The organism is Paenibacillus ihbetae, assembly GCF_002741055.1.
Lineage (GTDB): Bacteria > Bacillota > Bacilli > Paenibacillales > Paenibacillaceae > Paenibacillus_AQ > Paenibacillus_AQ ihbetae.
This window is the reverse complement of record NZ_CP016809.1, coordinates 945,198-966,295: the sequence shown is the minus strand read 5'-3', so window position 1 is coordinate 966,295 and position 21,098 is coordinate 945,198. Positions and strand designations below refer to the sequence as shown.

Sequence of the window (21,098 nt, the reverse complement as noted above, 5' to 3'; positions counted from 1 at the left end):
GTGAGCATGTCCGATAAACAGAAATTGACCGATGTTGCGATGCCTCAGCTAGCGGAATCCCTAGTTTCCGCAACGATTGCCAAGTGGTTGAAGAAGCCGGGGGATCCGATCGAGCAGTATGAACCGATCTGCGAGGTCATCACGGATAAAGTGAATGCCGAGATTCCGTCGACGATGGATGGCGTAATGGGTGAATGGTTGGCCCAGGAAGGACAGACGGTGAACGTCGGTGAAATTATATGTCGGATCGCAACCGCGTCTGCTCCGGAAAGCACGCCATCCGCCCAGCCTGCGGGCTTATCCGCACAGGCTTCCCATAGCAGTACGGTTTCAACGGAGGGAGAATCCATGCGTCACCGGTATTCTCCTGCAGTCCAAAGCCTGGCGGCTGAGCACCAGATAGATCTAAACCAGGTTCAAGGTACCGGAATGGGCGGCAGAATTACCCGTAAAGACGTTCTGGCCTATATCGGGCAGGGACGGCCGGCTGCTGCCGCCAACCGAGCCTCGGGCATGGTCTCGAATGAAGCCCAGACCACGGCGCAACAGTCGCCTTCGCCGTTTGAAGGCATGCAGCGCCAGACGCCTGCCGCGCCGACGCCGCCGCCTGGAACAGCCATCCCGGATGTGCGTCATTCCGGTCTTCATTTGACCGAAACGCCGAAGATTCCGACCATCGAGGTGGAAGGTATGGAAAACGGGCGCTCGGAATATTTTATTGATGTTACGCCGATTCGTAATGCAATTGCAAGAAATATGCGTCAAAGCGTGTCTGAAATCCCGCATGCCTGGACCATGATCGAGGTGGATGTCACCAACGTCGTCCTGCTGCGGAACAAGCTGAAGGATGAATTCAAACGGAAGGAAGGGGTCAATCTCACCTATCTGGCATTCCTGCTGAAGGCAGTTGTCAATGCGATAAAGGATTACCCGATTATGAATTCCTTCTGGGCTGTCGATAAAATCGTCGTTAAACGTGATATCAATCTGTCGCTCGCCGTGGGTACGGAGGATTCGGTGCTTACACCGGTCATCCACCGCGCTGACCAGAAGAATATCGCCGGTCTTGCGAGAGAGATCGACGAGCTTGCGCGCAAAACCCGCGAAGGCAAGCTGACGCTCGATGACATGCAGGGCGGCACTTTTACGGTCAACAATACGGGCTCCTTCGGCTCCATCCTTTCCTATCCGATTATCAACTATCCGCAGGCAGCGATTCTGACGTTCGAATCGATCGTGAAGAAACCGGTCGTGATCAATGACATGATCGCAGTCCGCTCCATGGCGAACCTGTGTCTGTCACTGGATCACCGGATATTGGACGGCGTCATCTGCGGCCGCTTCCTGCAGCGGGTGAAGGATAATCTCGAAGGCTTCAGCATGGACACGAAGCTATACTAAACCGGAGCTGATCCGGTGGTAGGACCTGATAATTGACAGAGTAACACTTTGTAAAATGCCCGTGCGTACGCTCACGGGCTGTTGTGATCATGGCATTCATTTCGGATGCCGGACCCCAGTGGAGAGAAGGGTGAGCACAATGACGAAACCGTTAAATGTCTCGTATACGCCGATGCTCGATTACGGCATGGCCTGGGAGCTGCAAAAGCTCCATGTGGTGGAAATCGACAAAGGGGAGCGTCACGAAAGCCTGATGCTCCTCCAACATCCGCCTACCTATACGATAGGCTCGCAGCGTCATCCGGAGCATTTGCTGCTCAGCAAGGAAGAGCTGGAGAAGAAGGGCATTGGCCTGTTCGAGATCGATCGCGGAGGGGATATTACATATCATGGACCCGGACAGCTGGTCGGGTATCCGCTGTTGGTGCTGGAAGGCGGCAAGGGGCTCGATTTACACGGGTTTCTTCGCAGCGTGGAACAAGTCATCATTGATTATTTGGCGGCGCATCAAATCGAAGCAGGCCGCAAGCCGGAGTATACGGGCGTGTGGGTCGGCGACCGCAAAATATGCGCGATCGGCGTGAAATTCAACAAGCGCCGTCATGACCGGGGATTTGTCACGAGCCACGGCTTCGCCTTTAACATTAAAGCAGGCATAGCCGAATCCGGCTTCACGGGAATCATTCCATGCGGGATTCAGGAGTATGGCGTGACATCGCTGGAGGATTGCACCGGCCGCACCTTCGAAGTAGAGGAAGTGGCCCGGGAGATCGTGCCCTACTTCACCAAGGTATTTCCCTATAAGGCGCATTGGCCGGATAAAGTCTGGTCATAAGCCCTCGCTTAACGCAAGAGAAGGGGCTCCAGGACAATAAGCAGTGTGGATCCGATCATGGCGATCAGCATGAGATAGATAAACACTCGAAACCATTTTTTACGTTGCATGGTGCAGCTCCTTTGAAAAAGTTTAATGATATACGATCTTTATCGTAGCATTTATTTCGTTTAAAAGGCTATAAGCCCATTGTATCGTAACTGTGAAAGAGAGGGAAGTCCAGTGATCTCAAGAGAACGAATCATTCAAGAGTTTATGGAACTGGTTCAGGTGGACAGTGAAACGAAGCATGAAGAGACGATATCCGGCGTATTAAAGGAAAAATTCGTAGGCCTCGGGCTCGAAGTGTTCGAAGACGACGCCAAGGAAAAGACCGGGCACGGGGCCGGCAACCTGATTATAACCTGGAAGGCGGAAGGGGTAGAGCAAGCGCCGAAGGTGCTGTTTACCTGCCATATGGATACCGTTACACCGGGACGGGGAATTAAGCCGGCGCTCGGGGAGGACGGCTGGATACGCAGTGACGGAACTACGATTCTCGGCGCGGACGATAAGGCCGGAATCGCCGCTTTACTCGAAGCGATCCGGGTAATCCAGGAGAACAAGGTTCCGCATGGCCAGATCCAATTCGTCATCACCGTCGGCGAGGAGTCCGGTTTGGTCGGAGCTCGAGCGCTCGATCCGAAATACCTGGAAGCGGAAATGGGATTTGCGCTCGATTCGAACGGAGAGCTCGGCTCCATCGTCGTTGCGGCTCCGACCCAAGCAAAGATCAAGATGATCATTAAGGGGAAATCGGCGCATGCCGGCGTGAACCCGGAGGATGGCATCAGTGCCATTCAGGTCGCCTCCAAAGCGATATCCAAAATGAAGCTGGGGCGTATCGATCAAGAAACGACAGCGAATATCGGCAAGTTCCAGGGCGGCGGAGCTACCAACATCGTGTGCGATTACGTCGAGATCGACGCCGAAGCAAGAAGCATCGTGCAGGAGAAGGTGGATAAGCAAGTTGGCGAAATGCGGGAAGCGCTTGAAACCACGGTCCGGGAGTACAATGCGAATTGCGAGTTTATTAGCGAGATTGTATATCCTGCATACAGCTTTAACGAGCATGATGCGCTTGTGCAGCTTGCACAGCGGGCGATCCGCGGCCTTGGCATGCAGGCGGATACGTTTACGTCCGGAGGGGGCAGTGATGCCAACATTTTCAACGGACTCGGTATTCCGACCGTTAATTTGGCGATCGGGTACCGCGACATTCATACTACCAAGGAACGGATTAAGGCCGAGGACCTGGTCAAGGCCGCACAGATCGTTGTAGCCATCGTGCAAGAAACAGCCAAATCCTAATACCAATAAAGTCCGCAGCGGGCATCACCCGCTGCGGACTTTTTTATTAGGCTGAGGCGCCTCGGCTAAAGAAGAGGGAGCGTACCTTAAAGCTGCTTAACTCTTCGAGGGATTCCCGTCGTCCTTACATGAACCCTAATTGACCAGCGAACGTTCAGCCTCAAAGGGATCGTTCCGCTGCTGCGCCGGTGACCAGGATGTGTGCCAGCCCGTGCTCTCGACCACGTGGAGCGCCGCATTAATTTTGCCCAGATAGGCCTCGATTTCTGTTCTGGCTTCAGCCGAGGCATACACTCTTTCCAGCCTTCCGGAGAGCGAGATCAAGGTGGACTGCAAATAACAGGCCGCTTCGCCGAACCGAGCCGCAGCAAAGGAGGGCCGATGGCTGCGAAGCTGAGCGAATAATTCCGCCGACTCTTCATAGGAGCCTTGGTCGTACAGACGCTCTGCCGCTACAAAAATCAGGTCGGTGCTGTACACGCCCGGATCCTGCAGGGGCAGTTCTTCGAGCGCGTGGATTTTTGTCGCTGCAAGCGACTTATATCCTTCCTGATATAATAGACAAATCAGCGCATAATAAGCATGATCGCCGTATTCGGACAGCAGTTCCTCGGCCGCATCGATCATGCCGAGCGATACGGCGATGTCAGCCCATTCGATCCGCTCGGTCAAGCCGAGACTCGCCTCGAGCTGCGTATGATTCAGCTTTCGTTCACAAAGAAGCTGTATGATCCGCTGCTTGCGCATCCGGTCCGTGAGCTCCTTCCGCCCTTCGCCGCGCTCCGCAGAATTGTACCCACGCCTCATAAGCTGCAGCGCTTCGGAGATATGTTCGCTCCGGATCAGGCTGCATATGTACATATGCCATTGTTCGTGGCTTAAACCATCCAGGCGCGAGAAACATTCAGCGGCAAATGAGTAGGAGCCGATATAATTCAGTGCCTTGCCCAGCATAGCTTCCGAATTCGGACAGCCTTCAACTTCCCGTGCGAGGGAAGCGTAAATATCGGGATCCGCCGATCCCTGTGCATGGAGGAGGGCAGCCCAGTGGTTCAATGCCTCCTGCGCATAAACTCCCTTCTTCGAGAGAACGGTCCGAAACGCACGCTCCGCATCCTGGAAAGATCGAAGACGCATGCTTAATAGACCATACTCCAGCCAGATCAGATCTGAATCCTTCCAGTCGGTTTGGGCCCCTTGGTCTCTATTCAATGGAGAGGATAGCGCCGCCTCCCTGAAGCTCACAAGCGCTTCCTCAAGATATCCGCGTCTTTCGTACCACTTCCCGCGTTCATAGATCGTAGAAGGCGGGCTTGTAATTGGTTCGGTTTCAATAAAAGGTATATGTCGCATGTCGAAGCCTCCCAATGTAATAACACAGGTTCGGGTGTGAAAGTCATGGTCGAAATTCGAAAAAAAGAGAAAAAAGTCGAAAAAAGAGTCTGAAGTCCTAGTCATGATGAGAGTTTGCGTGTTTATTCAATCTTTTGGTGGAAAGGATATCCGCAATGGTTGCCTCCGGCCCCCACTGATTCTGCCACTGCTTGAGCATAATGCGGATCTGCCAGGCTCGTCCCACCATATGAATCGATTGCTCCCCTTGATAGCTCTTCATCGCGCGTTCCTTCTTTCTCGGAAATTTTGATATAATACACCTTATGCACTAGCATGGGCAGACATGCCGTTTTTAAACTTAAGGAGGCTAAATCTATGAACGTGACCGGCAGCAGCAACCGCGAAACTTCAAATAAAATGCTGGAAGAAACGACTTTATCGACAAAGCCTGTATTCGACGGGAAGATCATTTCCCTTCAGGTGGATACCGTCCGGCTTCCGGACGGGCAGACCGCAACGCGGGAAGTGGTAAGGCATCCCGGTGCCGTCGCGGTCCTTGCGCTAAAAGGAGATAAAATGCTGGTCGTCGACCAGTTCAGGCAGCCGCTGGGGCGCTGTGAGGTCGAGATACCTGCGGGCAAGCTGGAGCGCGGCGAGGATCCCCTGGAAGCTGCAAAGCGGGAGCTGCAGGAAGAGACAGGCTATGCATGTGGTTCGATCCGCAAGCTGCACTCCTTTTATACGTCCCCGGGCTTTGCCGACGAAATCATTCATCTTTATCTGGCCGAAGACCTTGTGAGCGGAGCCATGAACCCGGATGAGGATGAATTTCTCCAATTGATGGAAGTCACGCTGGAGGAAGCCTTTGAGCTTATAAAGGAAGAAAGAATCAGCGATGCCAAAACGATTTTGGCGGTGTATGCATGGAAAATGTATACGATGACGGGAACGATCTGACATGAGTTCGGGTAAAAAGCTTGACCAACAGCAGAGCCTGCAAAGCTACTATTGCGATATGCATATTCATATCGGCCGCACGGACAGCGGACAAGCTGTCAAAATTAGCGCAAGCAACAACCTGACATTCGAGAACATTGCGGCGGAAGCTTCCGAGCGGAAGGGAATCCGCATGATCGGCATAATCGACTGCCACTCTCCTTCCGTGCAGGACGATATCACCCGCTGCCTGGACAGCGGGGTCATGGAGGAAATCGAGGGCGGGGGCATCGCCTACCGGGATACGGTCATCCTGCTCGGCAGCGAGATCGAAATTCGAGAGCCGGGTATGGGAGCGGCGCATGTGCTGGCGTATTTTCCGGATTTGGGCACCATGCGCGAGTTCACGGACTGGATGTCCCGTTATATGAAAAATGTCCAGTTGAGCTCGCAGCGAATCTATGTGTCTCCGCGACAGCTGCAGCAGGAAATCATCGGCCGCGGAGGGCTGCTCATTCCCGCGCATGTATTTACGCCTCATAAAGGGCTGTATGGCAGCATGGCGGATCGGATGAGCGATGTGTTTGATCTTGAAGGGATTGCAGGCATCGAGCTTGGTCTCAGCGCCGATTCCTCGATGGCGGGATTGATCAGCGAGCTAGACCGCTACACCTTTCTGACCAATTCGGACGCGCATTCGCTGGGGAAGATCGGCAGGGAATACAACCGGATCGATATGGCCGGCCTATCGTTTGAGGAATTCAAATTGGCGCTTCAAATGAAGGACGGACGGAGGGTGTCCGCAAACTATGGCCTGAACCCGAAGCTTGGGAAATACCACCGGACCTATTGCGGCGGATGCGAGAGCATCCTTGACGAGGAGCATCTGGCTGCTGAAACCGGGCCGCCAAGATGCCCGTACTGCGGCAGCACCAAACTGGTCCAGGGCGTCCTTGACCGGATTCTTGATGTTGCAGACCGTGAGGAACCGCTAATACCGCCGACCCGGCCGCCGTACCACTATCAGGTTCCGCTTGAGTTCATCCCGGGGCTCGGCAAATCGGCGATGGGGAAGCTGCTGGCCGCCTTCGGGACCGAGATGGCGATTCTTCATCAAGCTACCGAATCGGAGCTTGCGGAGGTCGCAGGAGAGGCTCTAGCCGCCAGCATTGTCAAGGCAAGGAACGGAACGCTGGCCCTGTCCTCGGGCGGCGGAGGGACCTATGGCAAGGTAATGAAATAAGAAACTCCGAGGCTCGCCCCGGAACCTTTCTTCCAGTCATAGAATCCGAGAGGGGATCATAGAGTAGAGTAGAGACAGGAAAGGAGACTCTATTCTATGCAATTTTTTCGCCAGACGTTAAAGGATCAGACACCGCTCTATGTATTTGTTGCTGTCTTGTTTCTGGTCGGCGTGCTCTTCGGGGCGCTGATGGTCAATGCGCTGTCGTTGGAGCAGCAGCAGGACATGGCCAGGCACTTGAACCACTTTTTTATCAGCGTGCAGGACAGCGGCGAAACCATGATGCAGTCCTCCTACTGGAGCATAGCGGGTCTTCATCTGAAGTGGATCGGATTAATATGGATTTTGGGCCTGTCGGTGATCGGCCTGCCGGGCATTCTCATCCTCGATTTTCTGAAGGGGGTGTTGATCGGCTTTACCGTCGGGTATTTGGTCGGGCAATACTCCTGGACCGGTCTGCTATTCGCGCTGGTATCCATCGCGCCGCAAAACCTGGTCATTATCCCGATGCTGATGATGTGCAGCGTTGCTGCCATCTCGTTCTCCCTATATATCATCAGGAATCGATTTCTGATGCATCGCGGAGGCAGCATGGTCAGGCCGCTGGCATCTTATGCGCTGATAACGCTCTGCATGGTGGTTTTGGCGCTAAGCATTTCGTCCTTTGAGACGTGGGTAACGCCGGCGATGATGCAGTGGGTAACCCCGATGCTGCTGTAATGCCGCGAGTTTTAGCGGAGAGTAAAAGCGTTTGACTTTGTTTGTCAAATCCCCCTATAATGAAGGAAGTGACAATGACGTGCAGTGATTTCCAAGGGGGAGGGAAACGATGGAAGCGCGGATCGACAAAATTAAGCAGCAGCTGCAATCCCAAGGTTACAAATTAACGCCCCAGCGGGAAGCCACGGTTAGCGTGTTGTTGGAGAATGAAGACGACCACCTTAGCGCAGAAGATGTATTTATGCTCGTAAAAGAGAAAGCTCCGGAGATCGGTCTGGCAACCGTATACCGTACCCTGGAGCTGCTGAGTGAGCTTCATGTCGTAGAGAAGATCAATTTCGGCGATGGTGTCGCAAGATACGACCTTCGAACAGATACTTCGAAGCATCATCACCATCATCTAATATGCACTCAATGTGGAAGCATGGATGAAATACGCGAGGATTGGCTCGGTCCCCTAGAGGAACGGCTGGAGCGCGAATTTAATTTCACCGTGCACGACCATCGGCTTGATTTCCACGGCATATGCTACCGTTGCAAGGAGAAGGGCAAGAACGACCCTGATAAATCTTAACTTATAACCAACATCATATGGCGTGATGATTCATCACGGCAAAGCCCTCTTTAACGCATACAGCCGGGAGGGCTTTTCATTTGGGGATGGAATGGGCATTAGTACATACTCCATTCAAGGAATCATGGCGCATTGCGCCTAGCCTCTACCCGGTGCCGGTATAAATATCTGGACGGCATCATAGTCTTTATGTGATACGAGCTTTTTAGGCTCGGACGCACAAAGACCATAATGAGGGGACGCATGATCATGATTATTTCGGTCCGTAAAATCGCCGCATGGATCCGCTTCATTTCCATGTTCGCCTTATTAACGATGTTTTTCTATTATATCCTTGGATGGGTGGGAGATTGGTTAACCCCATCCGACCCTTACCGTACGCCGACCGGTCATGCCGTAAAGGCATTTCAGCCGGAGAGCACGTTAGATGCTAGATATTCGCCGATGGAACGTCTACGTTTATATTACTGGTATGGCGAGTAGATGTTTCATGGGCATGCGGGGTCAGGTGTAAACGATGCTTCAATATGTAGATGAATACTTAGAATACCTGGAAGAAACCAAACGATTGTCGCCGCGGACGATCGAGTCGTACCGGACGGACATCACCAGCTTTATCGCTTTTGCGGCCGAGAGGGAGGTCACGGAACCCGGGGATGTAAACCGTGCGCTGCTCGGAATATATCTTGCACGAATGCGCCAGCAGGGGAGAGCGGTTTCAACCCAGCTGCGCTGCATCGCATCGCTCCGGTCTTTTTTTCAATATTTGGTTCGTCAGGCCGTCATGATCCAGGATCCCACCCTGCTGCTGGAATCGCCCAAGCCGGAGCGCAAGCCTCCAAAGGCTCTTGAGGAGGAGCAGGTGGACAAGCTGCTGGCGGCTCCCGATTGCGATTCTCCACAAGGGGCAAGGGATAAAGCGATGCTAGAGCTTCTCTATGCCTCCGGAATTAAAGTTTCGGAGCTGGTGTCGCTGAGCTTGGCCGATGTGGATCTTCGGATGCGGTTTTTGCGCTGCGCGGCTGCCGGGGGCAAGGAACGGATTTTGCCGATTACCAGAACCGCCGCCCGGCATGTGGAGTTTTATGTTCTTGAAATGAGGGACAAGCTGCTCAAGGATCCTGGAGAAGACGGCCTGTTCCTGAATACGCAGGGCAAACGCCTGTCGAGACAAGGCTTCTGGAAAATCATCAAAAAATACGGCAAGTCGGCCGGTATCGAGGAGGAGATAACGCCGCACACGCTCCGGCATTCCTTCGCGGTCCATCTGCTGCAGAATGGTGCCGATCTTCGCTCGGTACAGGAAATGCTCGGGCATTCGGCCCTGTCGACGACAGGCATGTATCAATCGGCCAAGAAGAGCATGAAGGAAGTTTACGACCATTTTCATCCCAGGGCTTGACTCTAGACAAGCGTTGGTTGTGAACGGCAACTTTATCGATAACCTTACAGTTAGGAGAGAACGAGATGAGTTCAGTAAACCAAGCAAGCATTAAAGAAGCCGCGGATTATATCCGCGGGCAGCATGACGTCAAGCCCGAGGTGGGTCTCATCCTGGGCTCGGGTCTCGGCGTCCTGGCGGATCTAATGGAGAATGCGGTATCGATCAACTATCAAGACATCCCGCATTTTCCGGTATCGACGGTTGAAGGCCACGAAGGCGAGCTGCTGCTGGGAACGATTCACGGCCGCAGCGTCGTGCTGATGAAGGGCCGGTTTCATATGTATGAGGGCTATGGTCCCGAGCTGACTGCTTTCCCTGTCCGGGTCATGAAGGAGCTTGGGGTGCAGAGCCTGCTTGTCACCAATGCCGCCGGCGGCATCAACACGTCTTTCGAGCCGGGAGATCTCATGCTGATCTCGGATCATCTGAATATGACGGGGAAAAATCCGCTGATCGGACCTAACGATCCGGCCCTGGGCGTCCGGTTCCCGGACATGTCCGAGGCTTACAGCCGCAGACTGCGTCAGCTGGCGAAGGAAGTTGCGGTAAGCCAGAGCGTTGTCCTCCGGGAAGGGGTATATGCCGGCTTGCTGGGTCCTACCTATGAAACCCCGGCCGAAATCCGGATGCTGCGTACCCTTGGCGCCGACGCGGTTGGCATGTCGACCGTTTCCGAAGTGATCGTTGCAAGACATGCCGGACTAGAGGTGCTGGGTATTTCCTGCATCAGTAACATGGCGGCGGGAATTTTGGATCAGCCGCTTTCCCATGACGAGGTTATGGAGACCGCGGAGAAGGTGCGGGAGAAGTTCCTCGGTTTGGTCATGGCGATTATCCCGAAAATGTAATCTATCTTCCCAAGCGCTACAGAGACCTGTACTTGCGAGCGTGAATAACGCTGTCGGCAAGGACGGGTCTTTTTTTGCATCCAGCCTAAATACTGGAATAATTTGTTTCCAACCTGACGACAATGGTTAGAGAGACCCGTATACATACGGGATGCCATTACGAAGTCAGGAGGGGACGGAATTGAAAAAAGCGTTAATTGCTGGATTGCTTGCTTTCGTTATGGGATGGTCCAGTGCGGCAGTACCAAGCTATGCCGAGGAAAACATCAATACCGGCGGATCATCCCAGGGGGAGCTGGCGCCTAGTGCCCGTTCCGCCATCTTGCTTGATGCGGATACCGGAACCATCATTTACGAAAAAAACAGCCATGATAAGCTGCCTCCGGCGAGCATCACAAAGATTATGACGATGCTGCTGACGATGGAGGCCATTGACGAAGGGCGCTTGAAGTTGACCGATAAGGTTCGCACCAGCGAATATGCCGCTTCGATGGGGGGATCCCAAATCTTCCTCGAGCCCGGGGAAGAAATGACCGTCGAAGAGATGCTCAAGGGGATCGCTATGGCATCCGGCAACGACGCTTCCGTAGCGATGGCGGAGAAGATTGCAGGCACGGAGGAAGCCTTTGTCAAGCTGATGAACGAGAAGGCGGCGGAGCTCGGTATGAAGGATACGCATTTCGTCAACTGCAACGGATTGCCGGCAGACAATCATTACACTTCGGCGCATGACATCGCCGTGATGAGCCGCGAGCTGCTGAAGTATGAGGGTATTACGAAGTATACCGGCGCCTATCAGGATTATTTGCGGAAAGATACGCCAAAGCCGTTCTGGCTGGTCAATACGAACAAGCTGGTCCGTTTTTACACGGGGGCGGACGGTTTGAAGACCGGCTACACCTCGGAGGCCAAATTCTGCTTGTCGGCAACGGCCAAGCGGGACGGGCTGCGCACGATCGCGGTGGTGATGGGAGCTCCGGATACGAAGACCCGCAACAATGAAGTATCCCGGTTATTCGATTATGCGTTCTCCCAATATGCGATGCATTCCATTTATAAGCCGGGCGAAGTGCTCGGCGTCCTGAAGGTGGAGAAGGGCAGCGTGCCGGAGATTACCATTCAGGCGGACAAAGAGTACAACGTGCTGGTTAAAAAGACTGCGAAAACCGAGGATATCCGGCATGAGCTTCAGTGGAACGAGGGTCTGAAGGCTCCGGTTGCTGCCGGGCAAGTGATCGGGAAGCTGTCGGTTTATCAAGGGGACGCGCTGGTGAAGGAATTTGAACTGACATCACCGGTCGAGGTGAAGAAAGCCGGATTCTGGAAGCTGTTTAAACGGACGACAGGCAAGTTGTTTCATGTAGATTGATAGGAGTTTTCTTCTAGTTTTGTCGGGGGGCAGGAAAGTCTTTTTCCATTGTAGAAATCTTTGTTCATGTCAGGGAGGAGAGTGAGCAAACATGAATCTGCATGTTGATATGGAGCATCACAGGCATGTGCTGATCGTCCGCTTGTCGGGGGAACTTGACCATCACACGGCCGATTCGGTTCGCCTTCAGCTGGATGAGGCAATCCAGCGGCGGCAAACCGAGCACCTGGTGCTGAGCTTGAAGGATCTGGAGTTTATGGACAGCTCGGGTCTTGGCGTCATTCTGGGACGCTATAAATTCATCAAGCAAAAAGGCGGCAAGATGGCGGTCTGCGACGTCAAACCGCAGGTTTATCGTCTGCTTGAAATGTCGGGCTTGTTCAAGATCATGCCGATCTATGAGAACGAGGGTACGGCGCTCTCGGGTTTGGAGGTAGTGTCATGAGTGAAGGTAAGTCGCAGCATAATTTTATGACTCTGCAGTTTGCCGCCAAGTCGGAGAACGAATCCTTTGCCCGTGTTGCCGTGGCAGCGTTCATCTCGCAGCTGGATCCGACGATGGATGAGCTGAGCGACCTGAAGACGGTCGTTTCCGAAGCGGTGACCAACTGCATCATTCACGGCTATGACAGCAATCCGGAGGGGATCGTGAAGATCGAGGCTTCGATTGACGGAGATGTCATCACCCTCTGCATTGAAGATGACGGCAGGGGCATCGAGGATCTTGAAATGGCCAAGCAGCCGCTGTATACGTCCAAGCCTGAGCTGGAGCGGTCCGGTATGGGGTTCACGATTATGGAGAACTTCATGGATGAATTTGAAGTGGTCAGCCAGCCGGGCAGCGGCACCTCGATCAAAATGAAAAAGAGGATCGAATCTAAGAAAGCTTTATATAATTAGGGGTTGGACAAATGGATGCCGATGTGAAAAAAACTTCGCAGACTTATTTGGACGACGCGGAGGTCAAACGACTCATTGCACTCAGCCAAAACGGGGATCATGTTGCCCGGGATACGCTTGTCAATTGTAATATTCGGCTTGTCTGGTCTGTCGTTCAGCGGTTTATGAACCGGGGGTATGAGCCGGATGATCTTTTTCAAATCGGCTGTATCGGTCTCCTGAAGTCCGTGGACAAGTTCGATCTCAGTTATGACGTAAAGTTCTCTACCTATGCCGTGCCGATGATTATCGGGGAGATTCAGCGCTTCCTGCGGGATGACGGGACCTTGAAGGTCAGCCGCTCCCTCAAGGAAATGGCCAATAAAGTCAGGAAGAAGCGGGACGAGCTGTCCAAGCAGCTCGACCGTCTGCCGACGGTGAAGGAGGTTGCCGAGGAGCTGGGGGTAACGCCGGAGGACGTGGTGTTTGCCCAGGAAGCCAACAAGCCGCCGACCTCCATTCACGAAACGGTATTTGAAAATGACGGGGATCCGATTACGCTGATGGATCAGATTGCCGATGATTCGCAGGAGCGCTGGTTCGACAAGCTGGCTTTGAATGAAGCGATCGGAAGCTTGACCGAACGGGAACGCCTTATCGTCTATTTGCGGTATTACCGCGATCAGACGCAATCAGAGGTGGCAACCCGGCTCGGGATCTCCCAGGTCCAGGTGTCGAGGCTGGAGAAAAAAATACTGCAGAGCATACGGAATGAAATCGCGCAGTAGCGTAATTGCCGATTCCGGAATGCGATGTGCTCGGAAGGAGCGCCTCTTTCATAATTGAAGAGGCGCTTTTTCATGTCCTCCTGACCGCAAAGAGGTACAGGCCGTGATTCTAATCGCGGGAATGCTGCATGATTTTTCAGTTGACACAGCAGTCTTTTTGGGGAATTGGAGTAGAATTCACAGGGATTTCCCATACTAACGGTAATTTAGCAGTAAAGGAGTGTTTCTGGATGAAGGTCAATCCCACTCCGACGGTGTTTCTGCAGCTGCGAAGCCGCATTCGTATTCCGAAAGACCAAACCGTTAAGCTTGGCGATGTCGCTTTCATCGTCTGCGATCCGGAATGGGAAGATCGGTTAGCCGCCCTTCCCCTCGTGCAGCCGAAGGACATGGACGGCAATCGGATGGTGATGGACTTGATCCAGATCATACCGAGGATCCGGCAGCTCATTCCGGACGTTCATATCGAGCCGATGGGCAATCATCATACGCTCGTCGAGCTTACCGGACCGGAGAGCAGAGGCTCCAGGCTGTGGTTCCCTCTCGTTTGGCTGCTGCTGTTCTTCGGATCGGCGCTTACGATCATGAATTTCCATGCGGACGTCAATATGCTCGAGGTGCAGATACGAATAGTCGAGATGGTAACGGGAGAAAGGGATGAGCATCCTTACCTGTTCCAAATTGCCTATTCCCTCGGTCTTGGGTTCGGCATGACGGTATTCTTCAATCATTTGTTCAAGAAAAAATGGAATGAGGAGCCGACACCGCTGGAGGTCGAGATGTATTTGTATCAGGAAAACCTCGATCAATATGTCGTGGCTGAAGAATACCGCAAAATGAACAAAGCGGCTGAAGGGCGCGGGAATGAATCGTGATGACTTCCATACTCCAAGGGATATTTACGTGCATGCTCGGCGTGGCCGGGGGAATCGCGGTCGGAGGCGGGGTCATTGCCCTGATTATCGTGCTCGATATCATTCCGCGGCTGTCCCAGCTAACCTCGACCTACCGTCGGGTTCATTGGTATGAGGGAGCGCTGATTTCCGGCTCCTTCGTCGGCACGCTTGCCGACTTTTGGCATTGGTCGATTCCGCTCGGACCGGTTGTGAGCACGGTGATCGGGCTGATGTGCGGCATCTTTATCGGCATGCTGGCAGCCGCACTGACCGAGGTGTTGAATGTTCTGCCGATTTTGGCGAAGCGGCTTCGTTTAACCGGTTATTTATTCGGGCTCCTGATGGCGATGGTCGCCGGAAAGGTCGCCGGCTCGCTGTTCGATTGGCTTATATACAATCAATGATAGTTACACGATCAGGAGGTATACGATGGACGAGAATAGAACCTATAACGACGGCATAGAACCGGACATCCCGGTGATCCCGCCTCCCGAAATCAAGGAGCTGGAGGAGGAGGCGCTTAAGGAAAAGAGAAATGCGGAAACCTCGGACAGCACGGAGGAATCGGTCATATACTGGCAGGGTGAGGACCGCGTGCCGGAGAAGATCAGCGTCCTGAAAGAGACGCTGAAGGAAGTGATGGGCTACGGCGTGTCCTTTGACGTCATCATTCGCGAGATGACCTTTGCAGGGAGGCCGGCAGCGCTTCTGTTCCTGAACGGCTTCACGAACGACGTCATCGTTTCCGAAATATTAACCCGTCTTACCTACCTGAAGCCGGAGGATGTCAGGGACGGCCACGCGCTGAACGACATGATGAAGGCGTATATTCCTCATGTTCAGGTCGAGCAGGTGTCGAAGCTGAGCAAGGTGATCAATGACGTGTTATGCGGAATATGCGCGTTGTTCATCGAGGGCTCAAGCACCGCCATCCTGCTGGATACCCGGAAGTATCCCGTACGCGGGCTGGAAGAGCCGGCGGTCGAACGCGTCGTTCGGGGGGCGAGGGACGGGTTTACGGAGACGATCGTAACCAATATCAATCTCGTGCGGCGCCGGGTCCGTGACCCGGGGCTTCATGTGGAGACGATGAAGGTCGGAAGACGGACCAAGACGGATGTGAGCCTGCTCTTCATCGACGATATCGTTGATCGCGTGCAGGTAGAAGCGATTCGCCGGAAAATCAAGCAGCTCGATCTCGAAGGGCTGCCCCTTGGCGACAAGCAGCTGGAGGAAGCAATCGTGAATAAGGGCTGGCATCCGTACCCGCTCGTCCGATATTCCGAACGGCCGGACGTGGTGGCCTCTCACCTGCTGGAGGGACGGATCGTCGTCATGGTCGATACATCGCCCAGCGTGATGATCATGCCGACGACCTTCTTCGATCTATGCCAGCATGCCGAGGAGAACCGGCAGACCGCGTTCATGGGCACCTATTTAAGATGGATCCGGTTTGGGGGCATCTTTGCCTCGATGTTTCTGCTGCCGCTCTGGATGCTGCTCGTCGTCCATCCGGAGCTGAAACCGCCGGCGCTGGACATCCTCGGGCCGCAGGAGAACGCCAAGATTCCGATTATCGGACAGTTTCTGATCGTCGAATTCGGCGTGGATTTGCTGCGCTTGGCTGCCGTTCATACGCCGACACCGCTTGCCTCGGCCATGGGCCTGATTGCCGCGATTCTGATCGGCGATATCGCCGTCAAAACCGGGCTGTTTGTCAACGAGGTGGTGCTTTATATGGCCGTGGCGGCTATCGGCATGTTCGCCACACCAAGCTATGAGCTCGGGCTGGCCAACCGGATGGTCCGGCTCGTTCTGCTTGTGGCGACCGCGCTGTTCGGTGTGAAAGGGTTCGTTATCGGCAGCACGCTGCTGATTCTATCCTTAACGACGCACCGGTCCTATAACTCGTCATATTTATGGCCTTTTATACCATTTAGTGCAAAGGCCATGGGCGAGATTTTGTTCCGCAAACCGCTGCTGACGTCAACGAGACGCCCGGCCCTTAACAAAACAAGGGATCACACCAAAATGGGAACTGAAATGAATTCCAAAAGAAGGCATTGATAATAACACAAATGATGTGTTGAAAAATCCATTTTGCTTACGTTTCGTTGTCTGCTATACTGTGAACAATTATTCGATTATCCTATTTTTGATAAAGCGATCGGAGGAATTGTAAGCATGTTTCTACACGGTACCAGCAAGATAAACGAACAGGGACACTTGGAGATCGGCGGATGCGACACATCCGAATTGAAAGCCCAGTACGGTACGCCTCTATATATTGTGGACGAGCAAGCGGTCCGGAACCGCTGCCGGGAATATATTGAAGCCTTTAAGGCATCCGGCTTGAAGTTTCAAGTCGCGTACGCCAGCAAGGCGTTCTGCGTAATGGCTATGTGCCAGCTGGCCGATGAGGAAGGAATGTCGCTGGACGTCGTTTCCGACGGGGAGCTGTATACGGCGCTGCAGGCCGGCTTTCCGGTGCAGCGGATCCATTTTCACGGCAACAACAAGACGCCTGAAGAAATCGAAATGGCCATTGATGCCGAAATCGGCTGCTTCGTCGTGGACAATGTAGTCGAGCTGCATATGCTCCAGGCCATTGCTGCCGAGAAGAACCGGAAGGTGAACATTCTCCTTCGGTTAACGCCGGGCGTTGAGGCGCATACCCATGAATATATCTCGACAGGCCAAACCGATTCCAAATTCGGATTCGATATCGGAAACGGCTCGGCTTTTGAAGCGGTGAAGCTGGCAGCCGCCCAGAACAATCTTCAATTGATCGGCATCCATTCCCATATCGGCTCGCAGATTTTCGAAGTCGAAGGCTTCCAGATGGCCGTTTCGCGCGTTGCCGAATTTGCGGCGAAGGTCAAGGCGGATCTTGGCGTCACCTTCAAGGTCGTCAATCTTGGCGGCGGCTTCGGAATTCGTTATGTCGACGGGGATACCCCGCTTCATGTATCCGACTACGTTAAAGCGATTACGGATGCGGTGAAAACCCATTTTGCCGGCATTGACAGCGAGCTGCCAGAGATTTGGGTAGAGCCTGGCCGCAGCATCGTGGGTGAGGCAGGCACCACGCTGTATACAGTAGGCACCAGCAAAGACATTCCGGGGGTACGGAAATACGTTGCCGTAGACGGCGGGATGACTGATAACCCGAGACCGGCCCTATACGAATCGAAATATGAAGCCATGCTGGCCAACCGTGCCAACGAGAAGCCGGAGGAGACGGTTTCGATTGCCGGCAAGTGCTGCGAGAGCGGCGACATGCTGATCTGGGACCTGGATCTGCCTAAGGTCAACACGGGAGACCTGCTGGCCGTATCCTGCACGGGCGCGTACAACTATTCCATGGCTAGCAACTACAACCGGATCCGCAGACCTGCCGTCGTTTTTGTTAAGGATGGCCAGAGCCGGCTTGTCGTTCGACGCGAGTCGCTTCAGGATATTATCAGCAATGACGTCGTTCCTGCGCGGATCGCTAAAGAAACCGTTACAAGCTAAAGTCGTTTCCATCGGCACAAATTGCACCTTACAGGGTGTGAATCAACAGCCGACGATTCCTGTGCAAAGCCCGCCATGCCGGTACGATCGGTTTGGCCGGGCTTTTTTAAGGACTGCCGGGTCTTCACGGGACGATGGATGGACGCTGCAAGATGCAGGTTCATTTTGCGTCCCAAGTTATTTCATAGTAAACTAGAAGTTGCATGTTTTATGAAATGCGTATCTTAGGGAATGTACATCGAAAGGAGATATTCGATATGGCAAAAAAAGCGAGAATTACATTGGAAAACGGTAAAGAGGTACTGCTCGATCTGTTTGAAAAGGATGCACCGAACACGGTTGCAAATTTTGAGAAGCTCGCGAATTCCGGCTTCTATAACGGTCTAGTATTCCACCGTGTCATTCCGGGCTTCGTTGCTCAAGGCGGCTGCCCGAACGGAACAGGTACAGGCGGACCGGGCTACACGATCGATTGCGAGATCAACCCGAACAAGCATGAGCGTGGAAGCTTGGCTATGGCGCATGCCGGACGCAATACGGGCGGAAGCCAGTTCTATGTATGCTATGAGCCGCAGCCTCACCTGGACGGACAGCATACCGTATTCGGCAAGGTGGTTGAAGGCATGGAGCACATCGATGCTTTTAAAGGCCGTGACAAAATGGAAAAGGTCGAAGTATTCGAAGCGTAATATGTAAGTATTGGATGGACAGGCCTCCCTTGCGGAGGCCTGTTTTTTATGCGGTCGGGTAAAGCCATAGGCGAAGCTTGTAGCCGTCGATAGTCGGCGGTTTAACTGGGCTAAACCCGTGTAATGGCTGGTTATTCCAAAATTATGTCGAGGCTCGTTGAAACAACGCCCGTAATTCATCCGGAACAGGCCGGCTCTTGCGGGAGTGAATATCGATCGTCACGATCGTTACAGCGGCATCGGCGCAAAGCTCGCCGTCAGCGTTATGGATCTGCTGCAGGAGCACCAGGCTGCTGCTTCCAAGCTTGTGGGACTCGGTTGTGATGGTCAGCCGCTCTCCCTGTCTGCATTCCTTCCTGTAATTAATATTAATGTTGACCGTGACGGTCTGCACACCCAGTTCTTTCAGCACATCGTAGTGCAGATTTCCCGCCTCGTACCATTCTTCTCTTCCCCATTCCAGGTACTCCAGGTATTTGGCGTTATTGACATGACCGTTCACATCGATTTCCGTCGGTCTTACGATGATGTTAAGCGACGTTTTCATTTGCTTGATCTCCTTTACCACGATACAAATACGTACTTGGTTTTTCTTCAGCATTATTGGGTTCTCCTTGAGCGCAGCAATTTCCTTCCGGGACAGGAACAGGGATAAAAAAATGCAGCGGAAAAGTTACTGACTAAATAAAAGTGAGTTATTTATCTTGCATTTTCGTCTTTGGAGTGTTAAGATTCATCGTAAGTAACAGCTAATTTCATATGAATCCTTCGGGGCAGGGTGAAATTCCCTACCGGCGGTGATGATCGCAGCTCCGGCTGCGTCTTAGTCCGTGACCCGGATACGTATCGTATGCGGTGGACCTGGTGAAATTCCGGGACCGACAGTATAGTCTGGATGGGAGAAGGAACGAAAGTGGACTTGAGAGCACTTACCATAGGTATCTCTTGTCTTAGCTTTCTGATGTCATGCGTTATGTGGAGTTTTTCACATATGACGATGTTCGGAGCGGGTGTGTATAGGTTAATGCCGCTTCTTTGGTCGTTGTATGAGAATCTCGGAACGAACGGTTATTTATGATGTCGTAAAGTGAACTGGTTTATTACGCCCTGTTTTGGATGAATGCTAATCCGAAAACAGGGCTTTTTTATTCTGGAAAGGGGCATGGGGGTCATGGAGATCATCAACGATGAATTTTATATGTCGCTTGCACTGGATATGGCGGAACGGGCTCAAGGGCAGACCGGCATAAACCCGGTCGTAGGCTGCGTCGTCGTGAAGGACGGAGCCCTTGCGGGCGTCGGGACCCATCTGGAGCGGGGAATGCCGCATGCTGAGGTCCATGCATTGAATATGGCCGGAAGCAAGGCTGCGGGAAGCACCGTATACGTGACCCTTGAGCCCTGCAGCCATTACGGGGCAACTCCCCCATGCAGCGAAAGACTCATAGCGGAAGGCGTTAAGCGTGTCGTCGTCGCCTGCCAGGATCCCAATCCGCTGGTTGCCGGCCGTGGGCTGCAGATGCTGCGGGCTGCGGGCATTGAAGTAACGACCGGCGTCCTCGAAGAGCGTGCGATCCGGTTGAATGAAGCCTTCAACAAGTTCATTACGACCGGACTGCCTTTTATCACCTTAAAAACAGCCAGTACGCTGGACGGGAAAATCGCCTCAAAGACCGGTGACAGCAAATGGATATCCAATGAGGAGTCCCGTGAGCTGGTGCACTCCCTCCGGCATCGTCACCAGGGGATCATGGTAGGAGTGGCCACCGTGATTGCGGACGACCCAGCGCTGACGACGAGACTCCGCGTAGACGGTCTCCAGCCTGTACGAATTATCGTGGACTCGCAGCTTCGCATCCCTTTGGATAGTCGGGTAGCGCGTGATGGCGCCGCCAAAACAGTGGTGCTGACGACGGAGCTGGCCGACAACGCGAAACGGAGCGCGCTGGAAGGACAGGGAGTGCAAATTCTGGTCTGTGGCCCTGGCCCTAGAGTCGACCTGAAGGCTGCGCTTATGGAGCTTGGTCGCATGGGCATCGCCTCCATTCTTGTTGAAGGAGGAGGCACCTTAAGCGGAAGCTTGCTGGAAAACAAACTGGTGGATCGCATTATCCAATTCATTGCCCCGAAGATTATTGGAGGGTACGATGCACCGGGAAACTATATGTTCAGCGGGTTTGAGTTGATGAGCGAAGCGATTGAGCTGACAGGACTTGAGACCCAAAGACTTGGCGACAATATTTATGTGACCGGCCAGCCGGTATGGAAGTCGTAA

24 protein-coding genes and 1 riboswitch are annotated in these 21,098 nt (G+C 53.3%); of the genes, 20 read left to right on the top strand and 4 right to left on the bottom strand.

Annotation, left to right across the window (positions count from 1 at the left end; all coding sequences use genetic code 11):
- The first annotated feature begins 6 nt into the window (after window positions 1-6).
- Window positions 7-1,401, top strand: a complete 1,395-nt coding sequence (locus tag BBD41_RS04505) for a dihydrolipoamide acetyltransferase family protein (protein WP_099476828.1) — start codon at window positions 7-9, stop codon at window positions 1,399-1,401.
- Between the two features lie 139 nt (window positions 1,402-1,540).
- Window positions 1,541-2,236, top strand: a complete 696-nt coding sequence (gene lipB / locus BBD41_RS04500; protein WP_099476827.1) for a lipoyl(octanoyl) transferase LipB — start codon at window positions 1,541-1,543, stop codon at window positions 2,234-2,236.
- An 8-nt stretch (window positions 2,237-2,244) separates the two neighbouring features.
- On the opposite strand, the gene prli42 is transcribed toward lipB, so the two are convergent.
- Window positions 2,245-2,346, bottom strand: coding sequence for a stressosome-associated protein Prli42 (gene prli42 / locus BBD41_RS04495; protein ID WP_007129751.1), 102 nt, complete (start codon window positions 2,344-2,346; stop codon window positions 2,245-2,247).
- 112 nt (window positions 2,347-2,458) lie between these two features.
- On the opposite strand from prli42, the gene BBD41_RS04490 reads away from it, so the two are divergent.
- Entirely contained in the window at window positions 2,459-3,586 is a 1,128-nt protein-coding gene (locus BBD41_RS04490; RefSeq protein WP_099476826.1) for a tripeptidase T, read from the top strand.
- A 135-nt stretch (window positions 3,587-3,721) separates the two neighbouring features.
- Here the strand turns inward: BBD41_RS04490 and BBD41_RS04485 are convergent, their stop codons facing one another.
- Window positions 3,722-4,939 (bottom strand): tetratricopeptide repeat protein, encoded by a 1,218-nt coding sequence (locus tag BBD41_RS04485; RefSeq protein WP_099476825.1) that lies wholly within the window; start codon window positions 4,937-4,939, stop codon window positions 3,722-3,724.
- A 97-nt stretch (window positions 4,940-5,036) separates the two neighbouring features.
- Window positions 5,037-5,201 (bottom strand): Z-ring formation inhibitor MciZ, encoded by a 165-nt coding sequence (gene mciZ, locus BBD41_RS04480; protein WP_099476824.1) that lies wholly within the window; start codon window positions 5,199-5,201, stop codon window positions 5,037-5,039.
- 95 nt (window positions 5,202-5,296) lie between these two features.
- Here mciZ and BBD41_RS04475 point away from each other — a divergent pair, with 95 nt between their 5' ends.
- The 16 genes from BBD41_RS04475 (at window position 5,297) to BBD41_RS04400 (ending at window position 18,823) form a co-directional block, all read left to right on the top strand.
- Entirely contained in the window at window positions 5,297-5,878 is a 582-nt protein-coding gene (locus BBD41_RS04475) for an NUDIX domain-containing protein (RefSeq protein WP_077565378.1), read from the top strand.
- Window position 5,879: 1 nt separating this feature from the next.
- The gene (locus tag BBD41_RS04470) at window positions 5,880-7,100 is read left to right on the top strand and encodes an endonuclease Q family protein (RefSeq protein ID WP_077565379.1); all 1,221 of its coding nucleotides are present in this window, start codon (window positions 5,880-5,882) and stop codon (window positions 7,098-7,100) included.
- A 96-nt stretch (window positions 7,101-7,196) separates the two neighbouring features.
- The gene (spoIIM, locus tag BBD41_RS04465; protein WP_077565380.1) at window positions 7,197-7,820 is read left to right on the top strand and encodes a stage II sporulation protein M; all 624 of its coding nucleotides are present in this window, start codon (window positions 7,197-7,199) and stop codon (window positions 7,818-7,820) included.
- 109 nt (window positions 7,821-7,929) lie between these two features.
- A complete protein-coding gene (gene fur / locus BBD41_RS04460; RefSeq protein WP_007129758.1) occupies window positions 7,930-8,394 on the top strand; it encodes a ferric iron uptake transcriptional regulator in 465 nt (154 codons plus the stop codon).
- A 249-nt stretch (window positions 8,395-8,643) separates the two neighbouring features.
- A complete protein-coding gene (locus BBD41_RS04455) occupies window positions 8,644-8,877 on the top strand; it encodes a YqzK family protein (RefSeq protein WP_077568917.1) in 234 nt (77 codons plus the stop codon).
- A 34-nt stretch (window positions 8,878-8,911) separates the two neighbouring features.
- Window positions 8,912-9,796, top strand: a complete 885-nt coding sequence (xerD, locus tag BBD41_RS04450) for a site-specific tyrosine recombinase XerD (RefSeq protein WP_099476823.1) — start codon at window positions 8,912-8,914, stop codon at window positions 9,794-9,796.
- Between the two features lie 65 nt (window positions 9,797-9,861).
- Window positions 9,862-10,686 carry a purine-nucleoside phosphorylase gene (locus tag BBD41_RS04445; RefSeq protein ID WP_077565382.1) on the top strand — a complete coding sequence of 275 codons (825 nt, stop codon included), beginning with the start codon at window positions 9,862-9,864 and terminating at the stop codon, window positions 10,684-10,686.
- Window positions 10,687-10,867: 181 nt separating this feature from the next.
- A complete protein-coding gene (locus BBD41_RS04440) occupies window positions 10,868-12,055 on the top strand; it encodes a D-alanyl-D-alanine carboxypeptidase family protein (protein WP_099476822.1) in 1,188 nt (395 codons plus the stop codon).
- Window positions 12,056-12,146: 91 nt separating this feature from the next.
- Complete coding sequence (spoIIAA, locus tag BBD41_RS04435; RefSeq protein WP_007129763.1) at window positions 12,147-12,500, top strand: anti-sigma F factor antagonist; 354 nt, start codon at window positions 12,147-12,149, stop codon at window positions 12,498-12,500.
- A complete protein-coding gene (gene spoIIAB, locus BBD41_RS04430) occupies window positions 12,497-12,955 on the top strand; it encodes an anti-sigma F factor (protein WP_077565384.1) in 459 nt (152 codons plus the stop codon). The genes spoIIAA and spoIIAB overlap by 4 nt, the downstream gene beginning before the upstream one ends.
- 11 nt (window positions 12,956-12,966) lie before the next feature.
- The gene (gene sigF, locus BBD41_RS04425; RefSeq protein WP_077565385.1) at window positions 12,967-13,722 is read left to right on the top strand and encodes an RNA polymerase sporulation sigma factor SigF; all 756 of its coding nucleotides are present in this window, start codon (window positions 12,967-12,969) and stop codon (window positions 13,720-13,722) included.
- 230 nt (window positions 13,723-13,952) lie between these two features.
- Complete coding sequence (locus BBD41_RS04420; RefSeq protein ID WP_077565386.1) at window positions 13,953-14,597, top strand: stage V sporulation protein AA; 645 nt, start codon at window positions 13,953-13,955, stop codon at window positions 14,595-14,597.
- Window positions 14,594-15,022: a stage V sporulation protein AB gene (locus BBD41_RS04415; protein WP_077565387.1), complete on the top strand. Its 429-nt coding sequence runs from the start codon at window positions 14,594-14,596 to the stop codon at window positions 15,020-15,022. The genes BBD41_RS04420 and BBD41_RS04415 overlap by 4 nt, the downstream gene beginning before the upstream one ends.
- A gap of 25 nt (window positions 15,023-15,047) precedes the next feature.
- Window positions 15,048-16,685 (top strand): spore germination protein, encoded by a 1,638-nt coding sequence (locus BBD41_RS04410; protein WP_099476821.1) that lies wholly within the window; start codon window positions 15,048-15,050, stop codon window positions 16,683-16,685.
- Window positions 16,686-16,802: 117 nt separating this feature from the next.
- Window positions 16,803-18,134 (top strand): diaminopimelate decarboxylase, encoded by a 1,332-nt coding sequence (gene lysA / locus BBD41_RS04405; protein WP_099476820.1) that lies wholly within the window; start codon window positions 16,803-16,805, stop codon window positions 18,132-18,134.
- 257 nt (window positions 18,135-18,391) lie between these two features.
- Window positions 18,392-18,823, top strand: a complete 432-nt coding sequence (locus BBD41_RS04400) for a peptidylprolyl isomerase (protein ID WP_007129770.1) — start codon at window positions 18,392-18,394, stop codon at window positions 18,821-18,823.
- Window positions 18,824-18,965: 142 nt separating this feature from the next.
- On the opposite strand, the gene BBD41_RS04395 is transcribed toward BBD41_RS04400, so the two are convergent.
- Window positions 18,966-19,370, bottom strand: a complete 405-nt coding sequence (locus tag BBD41_RS04395; RefSeq protein ID WP_099480465.1) for an acyl-CoA thioesterase — start codon at window positions 19,368-19,370, stop codon at window positions 18,966-18,968.
- Between the two features lie 213 nt (window positions 19,371-19,583).
- Window positions 19,584-19,734: riboswitch (FMN riboswitch) on the top strand.
- Window positions 19,735-19,994: 260 nt separating this feature from the next.
- On the opposite strand from BBD41_RS04395, the gene ribD reads away from it, so the two are divergent.
- Window positions 19,995-21,098, top strand: coding sequence for a bifunctional diaminohydroxyphosphoribosylaminopyrimidine deaminase/5-amino-6-(5-phosphoribosylamino)uracil reductase RibD (gene ribD, locus BBD41_RS04390; protein ID WP_077565391.1), 1,104 nt, complete (start codon window positions 19,995-19,997; stop codon window positions 21,096-21,098).

Coding starts and splice junctions, on each gene's coding strand:
- spoIIM (WP_077565380.1), top strand. CDS start 7,197: ATGCAATTTTTTCGCCAGACGTTAAAGGATCAGACACCGCTCTATGTA.
- BBD41_RS04395 (WP_099480465.1), bottom strand. CDS start 19,370: ATGAAAACGTCGCTTAACATCATCGTAAGACCGACGGAAATCGATGTG.
- fur (WP_007129758.1), top strand. CDS start 7,930: ATGGAAGCGCGGATCGACAAAATTAAGCAGCAGCTGCAATCCCAAGGT.
- BBD41_RS04470 (WP_077565379.1), top strand. CDS start 5,880: ATGAGTTCGGGTAAAAAGCTTGACCAACAGCAGAGCCTGCAAAGCTAC.
- xerD (WP_099476823.1), top strand. CDS start 8,912: ATGCTTCAATATGTAGATGAATACTTAGAATACCTGGAAGAAACCAAA.
- BBD41_RS04475 (WP_077565378.1), top strand. CDS start 5,297: ATGAACGTGACCGGCAGCAGCAACCGCGAAACTTCAAATAAAATGCTG.
- spoIIAA (WP_007129763.1), top strand. CDS start 12,147: ATGAATCTGCATGTTGATATGGAGCATCACAGGCATGTGCTGATCGTC.
- mciZ (WP_099476824.1), bottom strand. CDS start 5,201: ATGAAGAGCTATCAAGGGGAGCAATCGATTCATATGGTGGGACGAGCC.
- BBD41_RS04485 (WP_099476825.1), bottom strand. CDS start 4,939: ATGCGACATATACCTTTTATTGAAACCGAACCAATTACAAGCCCGCCT.
- BBD41_RS04410 (WP_099476821.1), top strand. CDS start 15,048: ATGGACGAGAATAGAACCTATAACGACGGCATAGAACCGGACATCCCG.
- prli42 (WP_007129751.1), bottom strand. CDS start 2,346: ATGCAACGTAAAAAATGGTTTCGAGTGTTTATCTATCTCATGCTGATC.
- sigF (WP_077565385.1), top strand. CDS start 12,967: ATGGATGCCGATGTGAAAAAAACTTCGCAGACTTATTTGGACGACGCG.
- lysA (WP_099476820.1), top strand. CDS start 16,803: ATGTTTCTACACGGTACCAGCAAGATAAACGAACAGGGACACTTGGAG.
- BBD41_RS04400 (WP_007129770.1), top strand. CDS start 18,392: ATGGCAAAAAAAGCGAGAATTACATTGGAAAACGGTAAAGAGGTACTG.
- spoIIAB (WP_077565384.1), top strand. CDS start 12,497: ATGAGTGAAGGTAAGTCGCAGCATAATTTTATGACTCTGCAGTTTGCC.
- BBD41_RS04505 (WP_099476828.1), top strand. CDS start 7: ATGTCCGATAAACAGAAATTGACCGATGTTGCGATGCCTCAGCTAGCG.
- BBD41_RS04455 (WP_077568917.1), top strand. CDS start 8,644: ATGATTATTTCGGTCCGTAAAATCGCCGCATGGATCCGCTTCATTTCC.
- lipB (WP_099476827.1), top strand. CDS start 1,541: ATGACGAAACCGTTAAATGTCTCGTATACGCCGATGCTCGATTACGGC.
- ribD (WP_077565391.1), top strand. CDS start 19,995: ATGGAGATCATCAACGATGAATTTTATATGTCGCTTGCACTGGATATG.
- BBD41_RS04420 (WP_077565386.1), top strand. CDS start 13,953: ATGAAGGTCAATCCCACTCCGACGGTGTTTCTGCAGCTGCGAAGCCGC.
- BBD41_RS04445 (WP_077565382.1), top strand. CDS start 9,862: ATGAGTTCAGTAAACCAAGCAAGCATTAAAGAAGCCGCGGATTATATC.